This is a genomic window from Pseudomonas azotoformans, assembly GCF_001579805.1.
Lineage (GTDB): Bacteria > Pseudomonadota > Gammaproteobacteria > Pseudomonadales > Pseudomonadaceae > Aquipseudomonas > Aquipseudomonas azotoformans_A.
This window is the reverse complement of the sequence record NZ_CP014546.1, coordinates 1,371,368-1,391,128: the sequence shown is the minus strand read 5'-3', so window position 1 is coordinate 1,391,128 and position 19,761 is coordinate 1,371,368. Positions and strand designations below refer to the sequence as shown.

Below are 19,761 nucleotides of genomic sequence, written 5' to 3'. Positions count from 1 at the left end.
TGCGTCGGACGGGCAAAACGACAATTCTTGTAGTATAACTACAAGCTTGCTACATCCCTGGCCCTGCCCATAACAAGAGTCCTGCCCTTTGAACCTGTTGCAACATATCGCCCAGTCGCGCCACCTGTTACGCAAATCGGAACTCAAGGTTGCCGATCACGTGCTGCTTGACCCTGCGGCTGTGATGCACAGTTCCATGGCCGACCTGGCGCACAGCGTGGGCATCAGCGAACCGACCATCGTGCGCTTCTGCCGCGCCATCGGTTGCTCTGGGTTCCAGGACTTGAAACTCAAGTTGGCGCAAAGCCTGGCCGCCGGTGCCAGCTTCGGCCAATTCGCGATCCATGAAGACGACTCCGTCGCCGACTACAGCCTTAAGATCTTCGACACCACCCTGCATACCCTGATGGAAGTGCGCGAGAAGCTCGACCCGGTGGAGTTGCAAAAGGCCGTGACCGCCATGTCCCAGGCCCAGCGTGTCGAGTTCTATGGCTTTGGTGCTTCGGGCGCGGTGGCCGCCGATGCCCAGCACAAATTCTTCCGTTTGCTGCTCACTGCCGCGGCCTACAGCGACCCGCACATGCAAGCCATGTCGGCGGTGACCTTGAAGCCTACGGATGTGGCGATCTGCATTTCCCAGTCGGGCCGCTCCAAAGATTTGCTGATTACCGCCAACCTGGTGCGTGAAAGCGGCGCTTCGCTGATTACCCTGTGCCCGAGCCAGACGCCGTTGGCGGAACTGTCCACGGTCAACCTGGCAATCGATGTGCACGAAGACACCGAGATCTACACGCCGCTGACTTCGCGCATCGCCCACCTGGTGGTGATCGACGTGCTGGCGATGGGCGTGGCCATGGCGCGCGGGCCGAGCCTGGTCAACCACCTCAAGAGCGTGAAGCGCAGCTTGCGCAGCCTGCGGTTGTCGCCCAAGTCCGTCAAAGCATTGGATGATTGATCAAAGTTTCATCAGTTTGTAACCCCCGCGCCGCCAAACCGTCATCGCCCAGGGCCATCCTGAACTCCCCGTACTCGCATTGGGAGACTCCAAATGGCCCGGCCCTACGAAGACAGCAACAGCTCCGTCAAAACCCGTCGTCAGCAGGAAGACCAGCGCCGCATGGCGTTCCGTCGCGCAATCGAAGACCGTTGCGAGGAGCGTCAGCTGCTCCAGAGCATCAGTGACTACCCGGAACTCCACTGGCAGGCACCCGCGGCTGCCCAGCGAAACGCTCAGCCAGCGCGCTGATCTGCACCCGCTCGCTGCGGATAAAGCCCAGGAACGCGTGGGCCACCGGTGACAGGCGCTTGGCCTTGGCTTGCACCAGGCACCAACTGCGGTACAGCGGCAGCTCTTCCACCGGCAGCTCCTTGAGCCCGCCGGTGGCCAGCTCCATGTTGACCGCATGACGCGTCAGTAGCGCCACGCCCAACCCCGCGCAAACACACTCGCGCTGCGCCTCGGCCGAGGCCACTTCCACCGTCTGGGTGAAGTGCACGCGTTTCTCCTTGAAATACTCCTCGCACGCCAGTCGCGTACCGGAACCCGGTTCGCGCAGCAGCAGCGTGTAGGGTTCCAGGTCCTGCAGGCGCAGCGGCCCTTGCAGGCTCAACGGATGGTCGGGTGGCGCCACCGCGACGATCGGATTGTTGAGGAATGGCAGGAATTCCAGGCCCATGTCCTGAGGCACCATGGACATGATCACCAGGTCATCGCGATTGTCCGAAAGCCGGCGAATCACCTGGGCGCGGTTCACCACCGTGAGGTGTAACTGCACCTCGGGATGTTGGCGCTTGAAGGCAGCAAACAGGTGCGGCACGAAGTACTTGGCGCTGGATTCAATCGCCAGCTTCAACTGGCCTTGCAGCGAACCCTGCATGTCCGACAGCTGCATATCGAGGTTTTCCAGGCGCCCGAAAATATCCCGGCTGGCTCGCTGCAAGGCTTCAGCGGCCTCGGTCATGTAGAGCTTTTTGCCGACATAATCGAACAGCGGCTGCCCGATCAGCTCTTCCAGCTGGCGAATTTGTAGGCTAACGGCCGGTTGTGTGAGGGACATTTCCTCGGCGGCGCGGCTGTAGGAGCGCAAATCGCACACTTCATTGAAGATCTGCAATTGACGCAATGTCATACGCATCAATGACTTACGCATTTTTAGCACGTTCCTGCTGAATCTAATGAGTTCAACTATAAGTCTTTACTTATGCACGACCCAATAATTATTGATTTTTGTTAATCCCTCGGCGGGCTTAGTGTGTGTCTCGCGACTGTCATGAAACATTTGGTCACGCGCCGACCCGGATCCAGCGGGTCGAAGAACGCAGCAATCGGCTCAAGGGAATTTCCAAGTGATAAAAAAGATCCTGATCGCCAACCGTGGTGAAATTGCCGTACGCATCGTGCGTGCCTGCGCCGAGATGGGCATTCGCTCGGTCGCGGTCTACTCCGACGCCGACCGTCACGCTTTGCACGTCAAGCGTGCCGACGAAGCCCACAGCATTGGCGCCGAGCCCCTGGCCGGTTACCTGAACCCGCGCAAGCTGGTGAACCTGGCGGTGGAAACCGGTTGTGACGCGCTGCACCCTGGCTACGGCTTCCTGTCGGAAAACGCCGAACTGGCGGATATCTGCGCCGAACGTGGTATCAAATTCATTGGTCCGTCGGCGGAAGTGATCCGCCGCATGGGCGACAAGACCGAAGCGCGCCGCAGCATGATCAAGGCTGGTGTGCCGGTCACGCCGGGCACCGAAGGCAACGTCGCGGATATCCATGAGGCCCTCACCGAAGGCGACCGCATCGGTTACCCAGTGATGCTCAAGGCCACTTCCGGTGGCGGCGGCCGTGGTATCCGTCGTTGCAACAGCCGCGAAGAACTTGAACAAGCCTTCCCCCGTGTTATCTCCGAAGCCACTAAGGCCTTCGGTTCGGCGGAAGTGTTCCTGGAAAAATGCATCGTCAATCCCAAGCACATCGAGGCGCAGATCCTCGGTGACAGCTTCGGCAACGTGGTGCATCTGTTCGAGCGCGATTGCTCGATCCAGCGTCGTAACCAGAAGCTCATCGAAATCGCTCCAAGCCCGCAACTGACCCCAGAACAGCGCGCCTACATCGGCGACCTGTCGGTACGCGCCGCCAAGGCGGTGGGCTACGAGAACGCTGGCACCGTGGAGTTTCTGCTCGCCGAGGGCGAGGTGTACTTCATGGAGATGAACACCCGCGTGCAGGTGGAACACACCATCACCGAAGAAATCACCGGGATCGACATCGTCCGCGAGCAGATCCGCATCGCCTCGGGCCTGCCGTTGTCGGTGAAACAGGAAGACATCCAGCACCGTGGTTTCGCGTTGCAGTTCCGCATCAACGCCGAAGACCCGAAAAACAACTTCCTCCCAAGCTTCGGCAAGATCACCCGTTACTACGCACCCGGCGGCCCCGGCGTGCGCACCGACACGGCGATCTACACCGGTTACACCATCCCGCCGTTCTACGACTCCATGTGCCTGAAACTGGTGGTGTGGGCGTTGACCTGGGAAGAAGCCATGGACCGCGGCCTGCGTGCCCTGGACGACATGCGCCTGCAAGGCGTGAAGACCACCGCCGCTTACTACCAGGAAATCCTGCGCAACCCGGAATTCCGCAGCGGCCAGTTCAACACCAGCTTCGTTGAAGCCCACCCTGAACTGACCAACTACTCGATCAAGCGCAAACCCGAAGAGCTGGCCCTGGCCATCGCCGCCGCCATCGCCGCCCACGCAGGCCTGTGAGGAATACAACAATGTCCAAGAAAATCTTTGTCACCGACACCATCCTGCGCGACGCCCACCAATCGTTGCTCGCGACCCGCATGCGCACCGACGACATGCTGCCGATCTGCGACAAGCTCGACAAAGTCGGCTACTGGTCCCTGGAAGTCTGGGGCGGCGCGACCTTCGACGCCTGCGTACGCTTCCTGAAAGAAGACCCGTGGGAGCGCCTGCGCAAACTGCGCGCCGCGTTGCCCAACACTCGCCTGCAAATGCTGCTGCGCGGCCAGAACCTGCTGGGCTACCGCCACTACAGCGACGACGTGGTCAAGGCGTTCGTGGCCAAGGCTGCCGTCAACGGTATCGACGTATTCCGCATTTTCGACGCGATGAACGACGTGCGTAACCTGCGCGTGGCGATCGAAGCGGTAAAAGCAGCCGGCAAACATGCCCAAGGCACCATCGCCTATACCACCAGCCCGGTGCATACCGTCGAAGCGTTCGTGGCCCAGGCCAAGCAACTGGAAGCCATGGGTTGCGACTCGATCGCGATCAAGGACATGGCCGGCCTGCTGACGCCGTACGCCACTGGCGAACTGGTCAAGGCGCTGAAGGCCGAGCAGACCCTGCCGATCTTCATCCACTCCCATGACACCGCTGGTTTGGCCGCGATGTGCCAACTCAAGGCCATCGAAAACGGTGCCGACCACATCGACACCGCCATTTCCAGCTTCGCCTGGGGCACCAGCCACCCAGGGACCGAGTCGATGGTCGCCGCCCTTAAAGGCAGCGAATTCGACACCGGCCTGAGCCTGGAACTGCTGCAGGAAATCGGCCTGTACTTCTACGCCGTGCGTAAGAAATACCACCAGTTCGAAAGCGAATTCACCGCTGTCGACACCCGTGTGCAAGTCAATCAGGTGCCGGGCGGGATGATTTCCAACCTGGCCAACCAGTTGAAAGAGCAGGGCGCCCTCAACCGCATGAGCGAAGTGCTGGCCGAAATCCCGCGCGTGCGTGAAGACCTCGGCTTCCCGCCGCTGGTGACCCCAACTTCGCAGATCGTCGGCACCCAGGCGTTCTTCAACGTGCTGGCCGGCGAGCGTTACAAGACCATCACCAACGAAGTGAAGCTCTACCTGCAAGGCGGCTACGGCAAGGCGCCGGGCACCGTGAACGAGAAGTTGCGTCGCCAAGCCATCGGCAGCGAAGAAGTGATCGACGTGCGCCCGGCTGATTTGCTCAAGCCGGAAATGACCAAGCTGCGCGGCGAAATCGGTGCGTTGGCCAAGTCCGAAGAAGACGTGCTGACCTACGCCATGTTCCCGGACATCGGGCGCAAGTTCCTCGAAGAGCGCGATGCCGGCACCCTGGCGCCGGAAGTGTTGCTGCCCATCCCAGAAGCCGGCGGCGTGGCCCGTGCCGGTGGCGAAGGCGTGCCGACCGAGTTCGTCATCGACGTGCACGGCGAAAGCTACCGCGTGGACATCACCGGTGTCGGCGTGAAGGCTGAAGGCAAGCGCCACTTCTACCTGTCCATCGATGGCATGCCGGAAGAAGTGGTATTCGAACCGCTCAACGAGTTTGTCAGCGGCGGCAGCAGCAACCGCAAGCACGCCACCGCGCCGGGTCATGTCAGCACTGCAATGCCGGGCAACATCGTCGACGTGCTGGTCAAGGAAGGCGACGTGGTCAAGGCCGGCCAGGCCGTGCTGATCACTGAAGCCATGAAGATGGAAACCGAAGTGCAGGCAGCCATTGCCGGCAAGGTGACCGCCGTTCATGTGGCCAAGGGCGACCGGGTCAACCCTGGCGAAATCCTGATTGAAATCGAAGGCTGATCCAGCCTTCGACACTACCGTTTAATCCTCGGGGGGGCAGGTGCTCCCCTTTTTTTTCGCCTGCAATTAGGTCAGAACTGCATCCGCCACTGGCCTATCAAGCCCTGGTTGCTGCTGTTGGAGCCGTTTTCTGCGCTGTAGGCCAAGCCAACGGTGTGGTTTGTCGACAATGCCAGATCGAGTCCGGCCTGCAGGCCCAGGCTATTGCGGTCGAGGGATGCGCCCTGAACAGTGAAGCCGTCAATGCCACGCTGGCGAAAGGACTGGCGCACTTGGCTGTCGACGTCGCCATAAAGGTGTTTCCAGCTTGTACTCAAATGGGGCGTCAGGCTCATCTGGTTATCGAAGCGAAACACCGTGGCCAGGCGCAGGCCAAAGGTGCTGCTGAGATTCTGCTGGGTTTGCGCCTCGACGTTCAGCGCGGCGGGGCCGCCTTGTTCCTTGAAGCTGTCACGGCTGTAGCGCTGGTAGCCGAGGCCGGCAAACGGTTCGACGCTGAAGCCGTCATTGCCCAGTTGATAGCCCGCTTCGCCGAAGACATTCTGACTGTTGGCGTTGTAGCGGCCCTTGAGCGTGTCTTTGTAATCCAGGATCTCGATACCGCGCAGGTTCTTCCCGGCATGGCTGCTGTAGATCGCCCCTAGGCGCAGTGCCACTGGGCCGTCCTGGCGCACCGCGTAAGTGCCCAAATGCCAGCTGTCCAAGTCTGCGCTGAAGCGCCGCGTGTCGAAACGGCTAGTGGATTTTGCCCCCAGTACGCCGACGCGCCAGGCGTGGTCGACCGACCAATCTGCACCCATCAATACGCCCTGGTTGGCGGTATTCAGGCCGGCAGTACCGCGTTGGCTATTGAGGCCACCTTCGCTGCCGAGGTTTTTCACCCAGAAGTGGCTGTCAGTGTTGGTGGGCAATTCGCGCAGGGTCGAGAGCACTCGGTTGCTCAATTGCTGGGTGGTGCTTTGGGTGGCCGCCGCCAGGTTGGCGTTCTGGCTGCCGGCCAGTTGCTCAAGTGCCGCGCCGAATGCACCGGGTTTCTGCGCGAGTTCGTCGTTGAGTTTTTCCAGGGCCTTGATCTGCTCGGCGTTCAGCTCGCCGGACTCCAGCAGGCGAGTCAGCGCGGGCTCCAGCACCTTTGCCACCTGCAAGCCGTTGTAGGAGGTGGCTTGCCGAGTGAAATGGCCATCGATGGGCACGCCTTCAGTTTCGGGTGAATAGGACCATTCATCATCGAGCGCGTCGTAGGGTGGGTACCAATACGGCATGTACTCGATGTCGCCTCTTGCTTGGGCTAATGGGAGGCTGGTGGCAACGGCAAGGCTGATATAGAGCGCGATTCTGCGGGGTGCTATGGGCATGACTTCCCGACCTCTTATGGATGAGGCCGGGAATTTATCGAGCTGGCGGGGGGATAACTGTCAGGTCATTGGCCCGTGATTTGCGGGAGTGGTCCTTGTTGGAGGAAGAAATAAAGCTCAGCTTAAAATACGGATATGCATTTTATTGCGTTTATAAGTCAGCCTTAAACGCGGTGTGCGTCCTTTCGGCTTGCAGATGGGGGGGGCAAGGTGCGCTGACATTGACTGACTCTCATCTGCGCCGCTCTTCAAACCGTAAAAACGCAGCCAGCGCGACCGGATCGCTGAGCTTGCGCAGAAGATTATCCAGCGCGGTTCGGGTATTGAGCGTTGACTGTTTATCGGCTGATAGTTGCCTTAGGTAGGTTTCGTCGATTTTAAGATGGGCTGCCGTGAACAGATTGGCCGGTGTCTTGAGGGTGGGGTAGTGAAAGTGCGCCAGCCATAACGGCTGGTCGCTGTTGGCTGAATCAAGAATGAAGTACTCCTGGAAGTAGTCGTTGAACTGTGTGGTCTTGATTCTGCCCGCTTGATTGCGCGTGACCCGGACCTGATCGTTCTCCAGCAGCCACAGAAAGTAGCCTTGTTGGGGTTTGCGCAGCTTGAGCAGCGTGGCTCTGATGTGGATGCCCTCTCGGCGCAATCGGGCTGCGCCGTCACGCAGCTCTCCACTCAAGCTGGCGACCGGAAGGGCGTTGCCTGCCTGCTTGGCCAACGCGTGCAGCGGTTCGAATGTCTGGAGCGTCTGCTCTATCTTCAATGCTTGCTGATCGAAGATGTCCTGCATGTCTGCCGGTATCCGAAACGGCTTCAGAGCGCTCCTTTTCGTGTCGCTGATAAAACCGTCCAGCTCCCCGGTCAGTTGGAGCCCTTGGCTGGTGATGTCGATATAGTCGTTCGTGGGTTTTGGTGCCTGTTTCTTCAACGGCGGGATCAGTGTCAAAGGCGCCTGTTTGGGCACATCCTGCGGTTCTTTGGGCTGATCCCGCGGGCGCTTTTTGATGACCCTGGTTTTGATGTGCGGCCTGGACGTCGAGGGCTTGGCAGGTGCGCGCGCTGAAGGGGCGGCCTGCTGAAGCCGGGTGCCGATATTGCTCTGGGCCAATAGAAGAAATTCGTTGACGACGCTTTTCAGGTCCGCAAGGGCATGGAGGTCGATGCGTTCTGGAAACTCGCCGGGTAGTTCCTCTATTCGATTGCGCACACTCTGGAATGCCTCGACCATTGCACTCAGAGTTTCCAACTGAGCCTCTTGGGGGTCGTCCTTTAACAGTTGCGTCATGTTTCTACTGGCCGCTGTAGCGCGCTCCACCACCGCGTAGACGGCATTGCGCGCCTGGGCCATGTCTTGAGCGGCTTGCTCACGTATACACAGTTCAGCGGCGCTGGCGATTTCGTTGGTTTTCAGTTCCCAGCGGGTGTGAAATCGCTCCGAAATTCCGATTTGCCGGGCGTCCATGGCACCGGCCGAGCCCATGCCGGACAGTGCGTGTTTGGCGCCCGCAAGAGCGTTGAGTTTGGTGTCTATTTCCCGGCCCATTTCCACCGCCAGGTGGATGTCTGCCGGGAGTTGCTGGCGAGTGGTCACGTCTTCGGATTCGCGGTTTTTGAGGATGCGCTCAACGGCGGTGTTATAGGCGACATGTTTGAATGCGGTCCAGGTCATCAGGTAGGTGTTGAAGCTTTTGTACAGCCGGAGCAGCTTGTCTTCATACCCGAGGGTGCCGCCTGCACTCCTCCACTGATCGAGCAGCTTCAACGACGCCTCGCGATTGTCGATCAGCTCCTGGGCCTTGGACAAACTCTGGTCCAACAGGGTCTGCGTGGTGGGGGACTTGAGCAGCATATGCATCTCGCCTTTCAGGACTTTTTCATGTTGCTCCAGCGCTTCCCGTTGTTGCTCCAGTGGCAGGAGTTTTTGCGCCCTTAGCATCCGCGAGGCCTTCAACTTGCTTTTCAAGCTCTCGTTGCTGTGCAGCAGGCGCAGGTCGGTATTGATGCGCCAGGTTCCCGTCGACGTCTTGGCCAGGCAGGGACCAGTAAGCGCAGAGTTGTGCGGGTCGAGAATGTGAATATTGGCATCTTCATCACCCACCACCTGGAACCAGCGCTGATCCACTGGGGCATAGGTGTTTTGCCCCACGTCGTAGAGCGGCGGGCGTTCTTGGGGCTGGGCATAGTCGCGCAGGTCGGGGGCCTCGACCTTGAACTCGTCCAGGTAAGTCCCCCACTGCGTCGGCGTGCGGCGCGGCACGGTGCCTTCGACAGCCAATATCGAGAACTGGCGGTGGGGCAACGCGCGGCTGTCTGAGGCAAGGGCACGTAGCTGCGGCGGCGCAGGCAAGGGTGGTCTGGAACCTCGAACGTCTGCAGATTTGGCTTTGCCCCTGCGCAGTGGCCCGGCCTTGTGGGTGATGACGATGGCCAATGCCATCAGCACGTCGCCCAGGCGCTGCCATTTGATCAAGCCATTGCTTTGCGCCGGCGTATCGAGCACTTGCTGGAGTTGATTGAAGATTTGCCAGACCCACACCGCCGTGGCGACGTAGCCGTTCAGGAAGCTGGATGCGGCATTGAAGATGGCCCACGCGCTGTCTTCCAGCAATGCCCAGCGCCGTTCTGCGTTGGACAGCGACTCACGATCCGCCAGCTGCGCCATGGCCTTCGCGTTGGCCGCAAACAACGCGGCAAAAATATCCCCGGTCAGCTCGGTTTTGGAAAACACAGGGGTGCCGCCCCATTCGAATAGTTTCAACGGTGTATTCGCCAGTTGTGAAATCAGGAAGGCCGAGGTCAGACCGGTTGGGAACATGTATTGGGCGTAGTTGAAACTCAAACTCCGGTTCGGTAGCCACGCCAGGATGGAGTCTCTGATCTCGCCGGGCTGATGCAGCTCATACTTGAGGTTTTGCAGCGAAGGGAACTGTACCAACGGGTTTTCGAGCAACGGGCGATACAACAGGCAGGGGCCGTGTTGTAGCGAGCGCGGGCCGATGATGAAGATGTTGAGGACCTCATCGAAGGTCTGGCTGATACGAAGGCTGGGGCGTATCGACAAAGGGCAGATAACCACAGGGTCTGGCGTGTTGGGCGTCGGGTTGACCAGCTCATTGATGAAGCGACAGCCCTGCTCGTCGACATTGCCGGTGTGGGTGAGTTTGCATTCCAACGCCAGCAGCGGCAGCAGCGATCGCAACTGCTGCATGTAAAAGCGCTGTTGCCGGGGAGCTTCGAGTGGGTCGTCAATCAGCTTGTCTTGGATCAGTTTTGGGTACACCTGGCCGATGTCGACCTGCTCTGAAAGGTGCGTCAGGTAGCTGTCCGTGAGCCAGTCAGGCACGGTTTGCCCGCCCTTGAAAGTCACGGTTGCCTGGTAGGGCGGCGTGTTACTGAGCGCATATTCGCCCAGGGTCTGCGGGTAGCTTTCCAGTGGATTGGCCAGGTTGAAAGGCCCCACCGCGAGGCTTTCCGTGCGGATGATCTGTATCTCATCGAGTGGCAGTGTGTCGGCGCCAGGGTGGTTATCTGCAAGGATGGCGTTGCGCATTTTCTCTTGGGCGAAGGCATTGATGGGTTGCAGCTGGAACAGGTCGGCGGGCACGTCGTTGTACAGCGTGCTCAGGTCCAGCATGTGCTGGCTGTAGTCGTTCAAATCGTGCGGTGAGGCATTGAGCAGCCAGTGGGGGATCGCCCCGTCGAGCATGTTCAGACGTGTTGTATCCGGGTCGAGCTCCAAAGGCTCTGTGGCGGTGGAGGGTGGCTGCGGTTGAGGCGCAGTGGTCTCCAGGCTGCTGAAACCCTCGGTTTCGATCGCGCTGAGCTGGGTGGCGATGAGGGCCCAGGCCATGTGATCGAAAAAATGACCCTCAGGTTCTACCAGTCGCATGGCCAAGGGGAGCGAGCTCATTGAGTCGCTGAGCCTGGACTGCGCGGCGGTCGCCAAGTCCTGCAAAGAGGGGAAGGTTTCGTACCCGTATTCGAGGGTATACATCATCAGGACGTCGGTTTGTTTGAATGTGCCTTGTACGATGGCGGTGCCGGCCAGCATGAGATGTTTCAGGTTTTTATCGTTGGGGCTGTCAATGTCGAGCAAACACACCTGGATGTTTGCCAGGTCGGGCCGGTGTCTAAATCGTTGCTGCTTGTCGGGGTACATCGAGATCCCCCGCGCAATGTCGCAGTGATCGGCATTCCAGCCCTCGACCTCCTGGATATTCAGCGCGGCGGCGAGCCCGTCAGCCAGTTCTTGCCAGCGTGGCAGGCCAGCCCCTGTGGCGTTCCAGAACGCCAATTGCTGCTCTTTGAAGGCGACAAAAAACACCGACGCCAACTCATTGAGCAGTGTGGCGATCTGCTCGATGTCCACCGGCAATTGAATCGGCTCGGGCGCTGAGGGCTGTTGAGTGAGGAAGTGCTCGCCCTGTAAATAGTTGGCCTGGGTGTTTTCCAGGGCCAACCGCACCAGGGCGTGGGTCAGGGGCGTGTAATGGATATCGACACAGGTCAGTTCGTTGTCGACGAATGTCCAGATGGGGATGCCCACCACGGTTCGGTCGAGGTCTGGGTTGAGGTCGGGGTAGAGGATACTCAGTTCGCTGCGCAGCAGGAGGGAGGCCACTTCATTGCTGGTCGGCCCATCCTCGGTCAGGCGGGTGAGCAGGGCTTTTTCCAACAGCGGTTTTGGGCTTGGCAGCGGCGGCGCTACAGACGTTTTGGCATTCATGCGTTTCTCCATGGGCAGGACGGTGCGAGGCACCGTTGCATGGAGAACCTAAGGCAAAGCCTGTGTAGGGCCGGTGGTAGTTAGATAGGCGCGGTGCGACACTCCAGCAGCGTCTTCAACTGGCGATCACCGTTCAGGTTGTCTGGCGACAACCATGCCTCAAACCCCGCCCCAACCGCCGGCCATTCCGCGTCGATGATCGAATACCACGCCGTGTCCCGGTTCTTGCCCTTCACCACCGTGTGCTGGCGGAACACGCCCTCGAAACTGAACCCCAGCCGTTCAGCCGCGTACTTGGAGCGACCATTGGCGTTGTTGCACTTCCACTCCAGCCGACGATAACCCTGCTCGAACGCATGCTTGGCCAGCAGGTACACCGCCTCGGTGCTTTTCGGCGAGCGCTGCATCGGCGCGCCAAAGGTCACGTGGCCGATTTCGATGCGGCCTTGCTCGGGGACGATGGACATCAGGCTGAGGATGCCTTGTACCTGGCCGGTGGCACGGTCGATCACGCTGAAAAAGTACGGGTCACGGTTGGCTGCGTGGTTGTTCAGCCAGTCATTGAACGCGCTGCGCTCGGGGAAGGGGCCGTAAGGCAAATAGTCCCACAGCTTGGGGTCGGCGCCGGGGCCCTGGAGGGCCTGGAACAGATCATCACCATGGCGCGCCGGGTCGAGTTTTTCCAGGCGGATAAAGCGCCCTTCAAGCAGTTGCACGGTGGGCGCCGGGACGCCTTTCCAGTCGGCGAGGGAAGTGGACATGCTGCGCTCCTTAAAGACCTTTGCGAAATTGGATGAAACCCGGGCGTTCGGCGATGCGTTCGTACAGCTGGATCGCGGTGGCGTTGGTCTCGTGGGTCAGCCAGTGGACCTTGCAGCAACCGTCGGCCTTGGCGGTGGCGTAGACGAATTCGATGAGCTTGCGGCCCACGCCAGTGCCGCGTAGCGCCGGGTCAACCAGCAGGTCCTGCAGGTAGCACGAGTTCTCGATGCTCCAGTTGGAGCGGTGGTAAATGAAGTTGACCATGCCCACCGCCTTGCCATCCTGCCACGCCAGCGCCGAGTGGGTCGGCTCATGGGCGTCGATCAGGCGCTGCCAGGTGCTTTGGCTGACCGCGTTCGGCAGCTCGGTGTTGTAGAACTTAAGGTACGCCTGCCACAGCGGCAACCACGCGGCGTGGTCGTCGGCGGTGACCTGGCGGATATCGATCGGGCTCATTCTGCAACTCCTTGGGGAATAAAGAGGGCGAGGGTCTGGTCGCGGACATCCTGGCTGGCGGCGAGGCCTTCGCGCACACCGGCGATGTCGGCCGGGCTGCGGTTCTGGCTGAGTTTGCGTTTGCCGATCAGGCGCTCGATCGGCAGGGCAAAGCCGACAATGGCCTTGAGCATGCCGTCAATGTAGTCGGCCGGCGCGTCGCTGACTTTCCAAGGCTGGTCACGCCCGCCTTCATGGCGGTCGGTCAGAGCGGTGACCACGCCGAGCAGACGCTCGGCATCGCTGAACACCTCGGCCTTGCCGTAGGCATGCACGGCGATGTAGTTCCAGGTGGGCACGACTTTGCCGTGTTCGGCCTTGGCCGGGTAAAACGCCGGGCTGATGTAGGCCTCGGCGCCGGCAAAGATCACCAGGGCTTCGCTGCCGTTTTGCAGGTCCTTCCACTGCGGGTTGGCCTTGGCCAGGTGCCCGTAGAGGGTGCCGTGGGGGCCTTCATCGGGGTTGAGCAGCAGCGGCAAGTGGCTGGCCAGCAGGCCTTGCTCACCCACCGTCACCAACTGCGCCAGGCGGGTGTGCTGGATCAGTTGCTGTAATTCGGGCAAATCTTCAAGGGCAAAGGCGCGAGGTGTGTACATGGAAATATTCCTTGGCGAATGCCTGCATCCTAGGCAGGCTAATGGTCTGTTGTAAGAGCCATCTAATGTCAATTTCATAGGTCCAATATGTCGCCCATCACGCCGCCGTTGTCGTTCAACCCCGCCGGTATCGAGCTGGATCGTCGTCAGGGGCTGACGCGTCAGCTGTATGAAGCATTGCGCCAGCGTGTACTGGATGGGCGATTGGTCAGTGGGACGCGTTTGCCCGCCAGCCGCGACTTGGCGGCGGCCCTGTCGATCTCGCGTAACAGTGTGGTGCGTGCCTATGATCAGTTGTACGCGGAAGGGTTTATCGAGAGCCGGGTAGGGGACGGTACTTATGTCGCTCAGCTACCCACCGCCAAAAAACTATCCACAAAAGTATCCACAGGGTTTTCAACAGGGTTATCCCCAGCCTTATCCACAAAACTGGCAAATTTGCCTGAAGATTTGGACGAAGAAGTTGTCCACAGGGCCGGTTTGGCGCGGATAAAAACCAACCACCTGTCGCTGCCTCCCTCGGGGCCTCCAAGGGCCTTCCGGGTGGGCGTACCCGCGTTCGATCTGTTTCCCTTTGAAGTCTGGGCCAAGCTGAACGGGGCTTTCTGGCGTAAGCCGGACCTGGAGCAACTGTGCTACGGCGACCCGGCGGGTGACAACCGCCTACGCGGATTAATCGCCGCTTACCTGCGCAGCTCGCGGGGTATGCAGTGCACCGCTGAACAAATAGTGATCACCAGTGGCGCGCAGCAGGCAATCAGCCTTTGTGCACAGCTGCTGGTGGAGCCCGGCGATGGCGTGGCGGTGGAAAACCCCGGCTACCGCGCCGCAGGACATGCCTTTGCTTTGGCTGGCGGGCAATTGCACGGGGTACCGGTGGACGGCGAGGGCATTGATTGCCAGGTGCTCAACCGCTTGCAGGATTGTCGCGTGGCGTACGTCACGCCTTCGCACCAGTATCCGATGGGCGTGGTGATGAGCCTGGCGCGGCGCCTGGAATTGCTGGCCTGGGCCGAACGCACGGAGGGCTGGATCATCGAGGACGATTACGACGGCGAGTACCGCTATACCGGCGCGCCGCTGTCGCCGCTGGCGGCCTTGGATCGCAGCGGTCGTGTGCTGTATGTCGGCACCTTCGGCAAGGTGGCGTTTCCGGCATTGCGCCTGGGTTACCTGGTGTTGCCGCCGGGCCTGGTCGATGCCTTCGCCCGGCGTCGCGCGGTGGACATGCGCCACTCCGAGGTCAGCACCCAGGCGGTGATGGCCGAGTTCATGGCTGCCGGGCATTTCCAACGCCACATCCGGCGCATGCGTCGGGCTGCCCTGAGTCGGCGCAATGCGTTGTTGGCCGGTTGGCCAAGCGGGCTGGAGGGTGTTGGCGAACTACCCAATATAGCGGCTGGGCTGCATGTGACCGTCCGCGTAGACAGCCTGGCCCGCGAGCAGCAATTGCTCACCCAGGCCCATGCGGCGGATGTCGAGATCAATGGCTTGAGCGGCTACTGGCTGTCGCAATCCACCACGCCGATGGACCAGCACGCCGGCCTGGTACTGGGCTTTGCCGCTGTGCCCGAAACCGATATCGCCGCAGCGCTGGCGCGGTTGCGCCGGGCCTGGAAGGGCGTCAACTAAGTACCCACACAGGCGAGCGTGGACCTCTACCGTGAACCGGGATAGCCGGCAGCATCGTGCTGCGGGCGCTTATCCAGGTCAGTAATGATGTTTGATTCTTTCAGGTTGCACGTCTGCCAGCAGTTTGCATTGCGCCCCACCCTTCAGTCACTGGGGATTAGCCAAACCCAAGTCGACCAGCAATATCAGGACGTGCTCGAACACTATGCAGAGCAATTGATCAGGTTTTTCGCGGGCCCCCCCGCCCACCGAGGCGGCCCATGGCGTCAACTGGCGCAAAGTCTCGCGCAGCGCCTGCGCGTCGCCCGTCGGTCATTGGCCCAAGCCTCGTTGCGCGCGATGGTCGATACCGTGCTGGACTACCCCGACAGCGGCGCACGTGACAAGCGATTAGGAGAACGCTCACCTCAGGTCTACGTCACTACGCGGTACGGTTGCCTAGCGCTGGTGATCAGCCGTGACGGCGACACCCCTCTGGTGTTCACTGTGTCACACGGCCTCGAAGCATTCGACGACGTCCCTGCGTTGGCCGACGCCGAGCGATTGGAACATAACGTGTTCGAGGGGTGGGCATTGGCTGCATTGGATCAGGCGCTGCTACGGGTTGCGCGGGTGGACCCGTCCCGGTTTCCAGTCCTGGATGACTTGGACCGACAGCTGATGTGGGCCTCACAATTGTCAGGTTTTGTACAGACCGGGCGCCCGCAAGACAACCTGCGTCAGGAGTTGGAGCAGCAGTTGCCTTCCTGGCTCAAGGGCGCTTCACCGGCGTGGCGATTGGCCTATAGCCAGTGGCTGGAGACGATGGCTCGGTTCCATGAAAAGTCCGAAGGTGTTGGCACGCGCGGCCCCGAACTGGATGTCGAAACGGAGGCGGGTGCGGCCGCGCAGGTCATCTTTGCGCGCCAATTGGCCTTGAATCTGCGTCGCCTGACCTTGGAGTGCTGCCTGCAAGGCCGATGCAATGTCACCTATGAAGGGTATCGAGTGATGCGCGCGGCGGTAAAAGTCTACAAGAATCAGCGGCGCTTGCGAGGTGTCGCGATGACGTTTCGGCCCTTGGCTCAGGGCAGCGGTTATCTGGTGGGCTCGTCGACAGGCACGCCGGGCCCCTGGTTGGTCGTACGGCCAGAAGCAAGCGAGGTGATAGAGCAGGTGGAAACCGCACCGCAGGTACGTGCTTCGTTGATCGATCCTTTCATGACGTTCTACCGTGCGGGCATCACGCGCTGGCTACCGCTGCTCGAACACCCTCTGCACACCCTCGCGCGTCTCAAGCAGGTCGGCGGTAACCTTGAGGGTGACTGTGAGGCGACCCCCACTTGGAAATGTGAGACACACCTTCTCCATAACCTGGCGTTGTTGCTGGTGTGCACCGGTGCCGAGTCGCCCGTCGATGCGTTGGATACGCTCCCGCGGGTCAAGCGCATGGACAGTGATTGGGCCGGCGCCTCCGGGGACTTATCGGTGGTGCAGGACCGCCGCCTGCAGGCATTGCGCCGCCCATCAAGCGCGCTGGGTCAGTTGATCCAGTCCGGCGTTCACAAGGGACTACATCTGCTCGACGATGCAGTGGTCTACAACAAGGATGAAAACCACTTCAACGTCCTTTCGAATAATCGGGTTTCCCTCAACATAAACATTATTGAACACCAACTGGTCGATACGGCTCAACAGCCTACTCAATTCGGCCCTCACGTCGCCCCCGATGCCCGCGACCATTGGCAGTTGCAACGAACACCCAGGGTGCGGCGTGACCTGGCGCGCTTGAATTCGGCGGTGCGCGCAGGCAACACACTGAGTGCCACGGCGCCTGCCTTGTTGCGTGACGCCAGCCGACAGGCGCAGACGCCTGGGGCATTACCGGTTGACGTTGAAGAGAGGCTTGAACGCAGCGCTCGCAGTTTTGAGGCGGCTGCGCTGAATATTCGAGCGTCAGGCGGCAATGACCCGCAGGTCGACGTGTTGTACAGCCAGGCCCGACAGCTACGCGACTATGGCAGTGCCCTGCGCATGGATATGACCCGGCACACTGCCAGGCCGACAGTAGGAGACATGGTGTATCTGTTGGAGCAGAACGCCATCCGTATCCGCCGGCTCAATGGGCGTGTGAAGGAGACTATCGATGGTCGGGAGGATTATTTGCAGGAATACGAAGTCCAGGACCTTACCGACGCGAGCAAGCCGTTGTGGTATGCCCACTTCCACTACCCGACGCTCCAAATGGCCGACGATCAACCCACCAAGGCCCATTTGAAGACGGCGGCCCAGCGCAGGCTGGGCCGTGTCTTCGAACAGAGTGAGCGCGCGGCAGGGCGTAGCACCCAGGTCTATCGTGGGCCGATCACTAATGCGGCCGGGCGGGAGCTATTCCTCAAGGTTAAGTCCCCGACTTGATCTTGGTCCAGGCACGTGTCCTGGCCCGCTCGGCATCACGCCCCAAAGGCTTCAACGTATACAGCGTGGCCATCGCCGCTTCGGTCGGGTACAGGTTGGGGTTGTTGCGAATCGACGGGTCGACCTGCTCGGTCGCATCCTTGTTTGGGTTCGGATAACCGACAAAATCGCTGATGGGCGCAATCACCTGGGGTTGCAGCAGGTAGTTGATAAAGGTGTAGGCGTCTTGCGGGTTTTGCGCGCCCTTTGGGATGGCGAGCATGTCGAACCAGATCGGCGCGCCTTCCTTGGGCAGGCGCATGTCGACGTTCACGCCGTTCTTGGCGTCCTTGGCGCGGTTGGCTGCCTGGGAAAAGCTGCCGGAATACCCCACGGCCACGCAGATGTCGCCGTTGGCGATATCGGCCATGTACTTGGAGGAGTGGAAATAGGTGATGTACGGGCGGATCTTCATCAGCAGCGCTTCAGCCTTGACGTAATCCTTGGGGTTGCTGCTGTTGGGGTCCAGGCCCAGGTGCTGCAGGGCCAGCGGCAGGATCTCCGACGGCGAATCGAGCAAGGCCACGCCACATTGCTTGAGCTTGCTGATGTTCTCTTCCTTGAAGATCAGGTCCCAGCTGTCCACCGGCGCGTTTGGCCCTAGCACGGCCTTGACCTTGTCGGGGTTGAAGCCGATCAGGATAGTGCCGTACATGTAGGGCACGGCGAATTTGTTGCCGGGGTCGTTGGCCTCGATCAGCTTCATCAGCTTGGGATCGAGGTGGTTCCAGTTGGGTAACTGGCTGCGGTCCAAAGGCTGGAACACGCCGGCTTCGATCTGCTTGGCGAGGAACACGTTGGACGGCACCACCACGTCGTAGCCGGAGTTGCCGGTGAGCAGCTTGGCTTCCAGGGCTTCGTTGGTGTCGAAGATGTCGTAGACCAGTTTGATCTGCGGGTTCTGCGCCTTGAAATCTTCCAGCGCCTTGGGGGTGATGTAGTCGAACCAGTTGTAGACCTTGAGGGTTTTTTCTTCGGCCTGGACGGCGCCGCTCAAGACGGCGGCGCACAGGGCGAGGGTGGTGAGCAGCTTCATCGGGTCGCTCCTTCTTGTTCGAAACCTTCGAGCACATTGACGGCGTTGACGCCGATTTCTTCGACGGCGTAGCCGCCTTCCATCACGAACAGCGTCGGTTTGCCCAGGCGTGCGAGGCGTTGGCCCATGGCCAGGTAATCCGGGCTGTCGAGCTTGAACTGTGAAATGGGATCGTCCTTGAAGGTGTCCACGCCCAGGGACACCACAATGATGTCGGCGCTGTAGCGTTCGGTCTCTAGGCAGGCTTCTTCGAGGGCTGCACTCCACTGCTCCCAACCGGAGCCTGCGGGCAAAGGATAGTTGAAGTTGAACCCTGCCCCGGCGCCTTCGCCCAACTCGTCGGCATAGCCGAGGAAGAACGGGAACTCCGCCTCCGGGTGACCGTGGATCGACGTGAACAGCACGTCGCTGCGTTCATAGAAGATCGATTGGGTACCGTTGCCGTGGTGGTAGTCCACGTCGATGATTGCGACCTTTTTGTGGCCCTGGTCGAGAAACGCCTGAGCTGCGATGGCTGCGTTGTTGAGGTAGCAATAGCCGCCCATCAAGTCGCTGGCGGCGTGATGTCCCGGCGGGCGGCATAACGCGAAGGCACTGCGGGCGCCTTGTTGGATCGCCTGCTGTGCGGTCAGTGCCACTTGCGCCGCGCTGTATGCCGCTTGCCAGGTGCCGGCGGTGATCGGCGCGCCGCCGTCGAAGCTGTAGTAACCGAGTTGGCCGTGAAGGCTGGTGGGCAAGACGCGGCGCAGGGTGCGGGCGGGCCAGGTGTAGGGCAACAGGTCGCCGTCCTGGCCGTATTCCGTCCAGCGATCCCATGCACCTTTGAAAAAGTCGAGGTAGTCGCGGCTATGGATGCGTTGCAGCGGCGCCAGGCCGAAGTCCTGCGGCGCCTGCACCGGGCCGAGGTCGCGGTCTTTGACCCGTTGCAGCACATGGTCGGCGCGGGACGGCATTTCGAAGCAGGGCATCAACTGCCCGTCCATCAGTTCGCAGCGTCCGTGGTGCAGGTGGTGATCGTCGGAGTAGATCGTCAGCATGGGTGCTCCCCGCAGGCTCGTTGTTGTGCTTGCAGTGTTGCGTCACACCGCGATCATGAGAACGGCAGGAGCGGCCAGAAGGGGATAAATATGGCCATTGGCTTTGA

General features: G+C 60.6%; 14 protein-coding genes. 6 read left to right on the top strand and 8 right to left on the bottom strand.

Annotated elements, in window-relative coordinates:
• The first annotated feature begins 88 nt into the window (after positions 1–88).
• Entirely contained in the window at positions 89–955 is an 867-nt protein-coding gene (gene hexR, locus AYR47_RS06535; protein WP_003177007.1) for a transcriptional regulator HexR, read from the top strand.
• A gap of 93 nt (positions 956–1,048) precedes the next feature.
• On the top strand, positions 1,049–1,246 hold the full coding sequence (locus tag AYR47_RS32905) for a PA3496 family putative envelope integrity protein (protein WP_073860054.1): 198 nt from the start codon (positions 1,049–1,051) through the stop codon (positions 1,244–1,246).
• Here AYR47_RS32905 and AYR47_RS06525 read toward each other — a convergent pair.
• Positions 1,176–2,150, bottom strand: coding sequence for a LysR family transcriptional regulator (locus AYR47_RS06525; RefSeq protein ID WP_033897252.1), 975 nt, complete (start codon positions 2,148–2,150; stop codon positions 1,176–1,178). The genes AYR47_RS32905 and AYR47_RS06525 overlap by 71 nt on opposite strands.
• A 196-nt stretch (positions 2,151–2,346) precedes the next feature.
• On the opposite strand from AYR47_RS06525, the gene AYR47_RS06520 reads away from it, so the two are divergent.
• Together AYR47_RS06520 and oadA are read left to right on the top strand one after the other, a co-directional pair.
• Complete coding sequence (locus AYR47_RS06520) at positions 2,347–3,762, top strand: acetyl-CoA carboxylase biotin carboxylase subunit (protein WP_016978663.1); 1,416 nt, start codon at positions 2,347–2,349, stop codon at positions 3,760–3,762.
• Between the two features lie 11 nt (positions 3,763–3,773).
• Positions 3,774–5,582, top strand: coding sequence for a sodium-extruding oxaloacetate decarboxylase subunit alpha (gene oadA, locus AYR47_RS06515; protein WP_016978661.1), 1,809 nt, complete (start codon positions 3,774–3,776; stop codon positions 5,580–5,582).
• Positions 5,583–5,653: 71 nt separating this feature from the next.
• Here the strand turns inward: oadA and AYR47_RS06510 are convergent, their stop codons facing one another.
• From AYR47_RS06510 to AYR47_RS06490, 5 genes are all read right to left on the bottom strand, one after another.
• Positions 5,654–6,937, bottom strand: a complete 1,284-nt coding sequence (locus tag AYR47_RS06510) for an autotransporter outer membrane beta-barrel domain-containing protein (RefSeq protein WP_061434666.1) — start codon at positions 6,935–6,937, stop codon at positions 5,654–5,656.
• Positions 6,938–7,169: 232 nt separating this feature from the next.
• Positions 7,170–11,660 carry a dermonecrotic toxin domain-containing protein gene (locus AYR47_RS06505; protein WP_061434664.1) on the bottom strand — a complete coding sequence of 1,497 codons (4,491 nt, stop codon included), beginning with the start codon at positions 11,658–11,660 and terminating at the stop codon, positions 7,170–7,172.
• Positions 11,661–11,740: 80 nt separating this feature from the next.
• Complete coding sequence (locus AYR47_RS06500) at positions 11,741–12,421, bottom strand: GNAT family N-acetyltransferase (RefSeq protein WP_061434662.1); 681 nt, start codon at positions 12,419–12,421, stop codon at positions 11,741–11,743.
• Between the two features lie 10 nt (positions 12,422–12,431).
• Positions 12,432–12,878 (bottom strand): GNAT family N-acetyltransferase, encoded by a 447-nt coding sequence (locus AYR47_RS06495; protein ID WP_061434660.1) that lies wholly within the window; start codon positions 12,876–12,878, stop codon positions 12,432–12,434.
• Positions 12,875–13,513, bottom strand: coding sequence for an FMN-binding negative transcriptional regulator (locus AYR47_RS06490; protein ID WP_033897257.1), 639 nt, complete (start codon positions 13,511–13,513; stop codon positions 12,875–12,877). The genes AYR47_RS06495 and AYR47_RS06490 overlap by 4 nt, the downstream gene beginning before the upstream one ends.
• 87 nt (positions 13,514–13,600) lie before the next feature.
• Here AYR47_RS06490 and pdxR point away from each other — a divergent pair, with 87 nt between their 5' ends.
• Entirely contained in the window at positions 13,601–15,145 is a 1,545-nt protein-coding gene (pdxR, locus tag AYR47_RS06485) for a MocR-like pyridoxine biosynthesis transcription factor PdxR (protein WP_033897258.1), read from the top strand.
• Between the two features lie 87 nt (positions 15,146–15,232).
• Positions 15,233–17,542 (top strand): hypothetical protein, encoded by a 2,310-nt coding sequence (locus AYR47_RS06480; RefSeq protein WP_061434658.1) that lies wholly within the window; start codon positions 15,233–15,235, stop codon positions 17,540–17,542.
• Here AYR47_RS06480 and AYR47_RS06475 read toward each other — a convergent pair.
• Positions 17,526–18,617: a polyamine ABC transporter substrate-binding protein gene (locus AYR47_RS06475; RefSeq protein ID WP_061434656.1), complete on the bottom strand. Its 1,092-nt coding sequence runs from the start codon at positions 18,615–18,617 to the stop codon at positions 17,526–17,528. The two genes, AYR47_RS06480 and AYR47_RS06475, sit on opposite strands and share 17 nt — an antisense overlap.
• Positions 18,614–19,654 carry a histone deacetylase family protein gene (locus AYR47_RS06470; protein ID WP_061434655.1) on the bottom strand — a complete coding sequence of 347 codons (1,041 nt, stop codon included), beginning with the start codon at positions 19,652–19,654 and terminating at the stop codon, positions 18,614–18,616. The genes AYR47_RS06475 and AYR47_RS06470 overlap by 4 nt, the downstream gene beginning before the upstream one ends.
• Between the last annotated feature and the right edge of the window lie 107 nt (positions 19,655–19,761).

What these genes read in the sequence shown, in the direction of transcription:
- pdxR (WP_033897258.1), top strand. Translation starts at nt 13,601, where the DNA reads ATGTCGCCCATCACGCCGCCGTTGTCGTTCAACCCCGCCGGTATCGAG.
- AYR47_RS06470 (WP_061434655.1), bottom strand. Translation starts at nt 19,654, where the DNA reads ATGCTGACGATCTACTCCGACGATCACCACCTGCACCACGGACGCTGC.
- AYR47_RS06525 (WP_033897252.1), bottom strand. Translation starts at nt 2,150, where the DNA reads ATGCGTAAGTCATTGATGCGTATGACATTGCGTCAATTGCAGATCTTC.
- AYR47_RS32905 (WP_073860054.1), top strand. Translation starts at nt 1,049, where the DNA reads ATGGCCCGGCCCTACGAAGACAGCAACAGCTCCGTCAAAACCCGTCGT.
- AYR47_RS06475 (WP_061434656.1), bottom strand. Translation starts at nt 18,617, where the DNA reads ATGAAGCTGCTCACCACCCTCGCCCTGTGCGCCGCCGTCTTGAGCGGC.
- AYR47_RS06500 (WP_061434662.1), bottom strand. Translation starts at nt 12,421, where the DNA reads ATGTCCACTTCCCTCGCCGACTGGAAAGGCGTCCCGGCGCCCACCGTG.
- AYR47_RS06495 (WP_061434660.1), bottom strand. Translation starts at nt 12,878, where the DNA reads ATGAGCCCGATCGATATCCGCCAGGTCACCGCCGACGACCACGCCGCG.
- AYR47_RS06505 (WP_061434664.1), bottom strand. Translation starts at nt 11,660, where the DNA reads ATGAATGCCAAAACGTCTGTAGCGCCGCCGCTGCCAAGCCCAAAACCG.
- AYR47_RS06510 (WP_061434666.1), bottom strand. Translation starts at nt 6,937, where the DNA reads ATGCCCATAGCACCCCGCAGAATCGCGCTCTATATCAGCCTTGCCGTT.
- oadA (WP_016978661.1), top strand. Translation starts at nt 3,774, where the DNA reads ATGTCCAAGAAAATCTTTGTCACCGACACCATCCTGCGCGACGCCCAC.
- AYR47_RS06490 (WP_033897257.1), bottom strand. Translation starts at nt 13,513, where the DNA reads ATGTACACACCTCGCGCCTTTGCCCTTGAAGATTTGCCCGAATTACAG.
- AYR47_RS06480 (WP_061434658.1), top strand. Translation starts at nt 15,233, where the DNA reads ATGTTTGATTCTTTCAGGTTGCACGTCTGCCAGCAGTTTGCATTGCGC.